Source organism: uncultured Brachyspira sp. (assembly GCF_944390845.1).
GTDB lineage: Bacteria > Spirochaetota > Brachyspiria > Brachyspirales > Brachyspiraceae > Brachyspira > Brachyspira pulli.
Genome location: NZ_CALXRM010000128.1, coordinates 1 through 3,462 on the forward strand (window position 1 = coordinate 1; position 3,462 = coordinate 3,462).

Sequence of the window (3,462 nt, forward strand, 5' to 3'; positions counted from 1 at the left end):
CGGGGCAAAGCCCTGCAGATATTTAAAATTTAAAAAAATTATTTTTGACAAAATATAATTGTTTAGGTATATACTAACAATTTTTAAGTTCGCCAATTTTTTTGTTGTTCTTTTTCCCGCCGCAAAAAGAACCAAAAAGTGCAAGTAAAAATAACATTAAATCTAGTAGTTATATATAAAATAAGTTTAATAATTATTTAGTAATATCTTCAATATTATTTGCTGGTATTATAGTTTTGGCTTCAAAAGTTTTAGTGAAGTTCTTTATATTTTTAAAATTATCAAAAGCTAATATTGTGTCAATATTATTAAAATTAATATTGTTCATTTTATTTCTTTCTATTAAAATAGAATATATATATTCATCTTCAACATTACCATTTTTTTTGTTAACTCTCTGAGTGTAACCAGATACTAATGTATTTTCTATTCTTGTTGAAACATTAAATATATATGCACTAAAGAAAAATGCCAATCCACATACACATTTTAAATAATCTTCTTTTAATTCTTTTTGAGATTTTTCTTTTACTTTTAATTTTCCAGAAGATAAATAGTTTGCTTTTTTTGTTGGAATATCTTCTATTTCAGGTAAATCCAAATCTAAATATACAGATTTTTCTTCATAGTTGTAGTCAAAATTGATATTAAATTCAATAGGTAATTCCATGTCATCAATTATTTTTGTTATCGTATCATTTACAAAAATATCATCACCAGATAATATATCATTTAAATGTTTTTTTGTATTATTAAATTCTTCTTCAAATTCTTGATCTAATAATAATTTCTTATTTTTCTCTTCTTCATAATATAACTTTTCTTTTGCTAATTCATCTTCTATTTTTAAGATTTTCAAATTATTAAATTCATTATCTATAAATTCTTTTTTTCTTTTAGAAAAAGTCCAAAATGGCCATAATTTTATTTTACCTTTTGATAAATTAGTGGCTTCATTATATAATTCATCTTCATTTAATTCTTCTTTAATAAAAGGTTCAATGGTATATTCCTCTTTTACTAAATTATTTAAATTATTTTTAATATCATCTTCTGTTACAACTTTAGGCGTTAATTTATATATATCAATAAAAGATGTTTCTTCTTTATCTATCTTATCTTTTAATTTAGCATATAATTCTTCTTTTTTTTCTTTATAAGTTTCAGACCTTTTAATTTTTTTTATAATAGTTTCATCTGTAATTTCAATCCTATCTTCATTTAGAATAACAATTTCTCCGCCATCTTCTTTAATACTTAAATAAAATAATGTACTACTATCATAATCATCATAACTATTATAAGAAGAATAACTTTTATTTTTAGGAGAATATGATTTATATGTATTTTTTGAACTTCCTATTATTTTATTTCTAGTATGTAATCCCGTACCTGGAATTGAAGCATTTACATATCCGCCTTTTTTACCATAATTAAAAGATAATCCTCTTCCACCTACTGTAGCACTTAATCCTGATTTAGATAAATTAACCTTTAGTCCTTTGCATATTTTTATACTTTTTCTAAATCTCATATTTCACAATATTAATAATTAATTTTTTTTATTCTTTCGTTATACCATTCTCTATAATAATCGTTATATAATTGAGCAAATTCATTTTCTGATATATTATGAGCTTTTGCAACTAATGCTATTATTTCTTCATGTATTTTTACAGGCATTGTTGAATTTGAATACATATTATAAGAAAAATAATGTTCAAATAATTTTTCCTTTTTCTCCTTATTTTTTTCTCTTAAATCTGAATCTTTTTTGATTAATTCTTTATTTGTTGCATAACTATACATCTTACTTGCTTCTGATATACCACTATAATCTGGATATTCATTAGTTAACTTCATATATAAATCAGGTATAGCATCATAATTATATGTATTATATGCTATTTCTATTTTACTATATAAAGATACCGCTAACATATCTGATTTATTTGTGTTTATAGAATTATCACTTTCTATTTGTTTATTTTTGTTATTTTCAGAACAACACACTATAAGTAATGATAAAAATAAAACTATTATATTTTTCATAATTAGTTTCCTATTTGCTCATATTTTTATATTTACATATTATAACAAATAATTTTTTTTTTGCAATATTTTTCAAATAAAATTATTACATTATGAACATCTAATAATTATCTTTTCAATATAAAGTTCTAGTATATGCGTTTTTTGCAACTTTTTTGAGCGACAAAAAAGTTGATCAAATAAATATATTGTATTATTATAAACTATAAAGGATATAAAATGAGCAAGGAAATTGAAAACTTCAATAGCAATTTCTATGATGAAATTTTAGACATAGCATTCGTTTTAAAAAAGCAAAATTTATCCGCCGGTAAGTCAAAAGGAAAATATTATACTTTATTGGTATCTGCAATTGCATATAAAAATATTATCACCAATGAAATTATAGAAAATGAAAATTTACTTATAGTAAAAGAAATTGAAGATACCAAACATTATTTTCAAATATTCAGAAACAAAACAATAGTAAGATTAAAAGTAAGAAAAGAAAAAGATTCATCTGGTTTATATATGAGATTTTTGCTTGAAGATATAGTTGATAATGATTATAAAGATGATGATTTAAATATTATATTAGAAGAATATTCTAAGCCTGTTTATTATAAAGATGAAGAATTAGGAGATTTTGAGCTTGATAAATCCATTAACTGTTTTGAAAAAAATATGTCTTGGATTGATAATAATGATATATCAGTTTTATTTGATGATATTGATGAAGAAGTTAATAAAAAAAGTGTTGATATAATCAAAAAAATATTCGCTGATAAAAAAGATATTGACGAAAAACTAAAAGACTATATATCAGAAAATATGCTTGAAGATGCCAACAACTGGAACGATGATGCAGACAAGCCTCATATAAACAAAGAAGATTTCTCAAAATTAATAACATTAGCATCTATAACTATAAGCGAAGATATTATAACATTTTGGTTTGATGACGGCGATATTTTCTGGGGACACTCTATAGTAGTAGAAAGCGACTATGATTTTAATTTTGAAGATGCTCATATAGAAGGATAATTAAATTTACTTACCGCACGTAGAATAAAATTTTAAACATAAATTTATCTATAATTTTAATTCTATTATATAGTAAATTGTACTCACCGTGCGTTAAAGAAATTCTAAATCTACTCAACACTTGGGCGGGTGCTATAATTTCTAAATAAATTATAAAGATAATAAATATTAAAATTCGATAGTTGGTTATAGAGAATAAAGGGCGGGATATATAATAGATTTGTTTCAAAACTAAATTAATAAATATTTACCATATTTAAGTTTTAATAATTTTGTCAAGTAATTTTTAAACAACTATAATAACAATTTTTAAATTTGCACAGGAGCCAGACATATTGCATTAAGTATTCCTTAGTTTTTTAAAGTATAACATAGGTGTATCATAAT

At 22.4% G+C, this 3,462-nt stretch carries 3 protein-coding genes; 1 reads left to right on the forward strand and 2 read right to left on the reverse strand.

What is annotated here, in order from left to right:
• Positions 1–193: 193 nt before the first annotated feature.
• Complete coding sequence (locus Q0K52_RS14655) at positions 194–1,534, reverse strand: DUF4236 domain-containing protein (protein WP_297300624.1); 1,341 nt, start codon at positions 1,532–1,534, stop codon at positions 194–196.
• A gap of 11 nt (positions 1,535–1,545) precedes the next feature.
• Positions 1,546–2,052: a hypothetical protein gene (locus tag Q0K52_RS14660; RefSeq protein WP_297300625.1), complete on the reverse strand. Its 507-nt coding sequence runs from the start codon at positions 2,050–2,052 to the stop codon at positions 1,546–1,548.
• Between the two features lie 219 nt (positions 2,053–2,271).
• Here Q0K52_RS14660 and Q0K52_RS14665 point away from each other — a divergent pair, with 219 nt between their 5' ends.
• On the forward strand, positions 2,272–3,075 hold the full coding sequence (locus Q0K52_RS14665; protein ID WP_297300626.1) for a DUF2262 domain-containing protein: 804 nt from the start codon (positions 2,272–2,274) through the stop codon (positions 3,073–3,075).
• The last annotated feature ends 387 nt before the right edge of the window (positions 3,076–3,462 follow it).

Bases quoted from the DNA above. Each gene is read 5' to 3' on its own strand.
- Q0K52_RS14655 (WP_297300624.1), bottom strand. From the start codon at position 1,534: ATGAGATTTAGAAAAAGTATAAAAATATGCAAAGGACTAAAGGTTAAT.
- Q0K52_RS14660 (WP_297300625.1), bottom strand. From the start codon at position 2,052: ATGAAAAATATAATAGTTTTATTTTTATCATTACTTATAGTGTGTTGT.
- Q0K52_RS14665 (WP_297300626.1), top strand. From the start codon at position 2,272: ATGAGCAAGGAAATTGAAAACTTCAATAGCAATTTCTATGATGAAATT.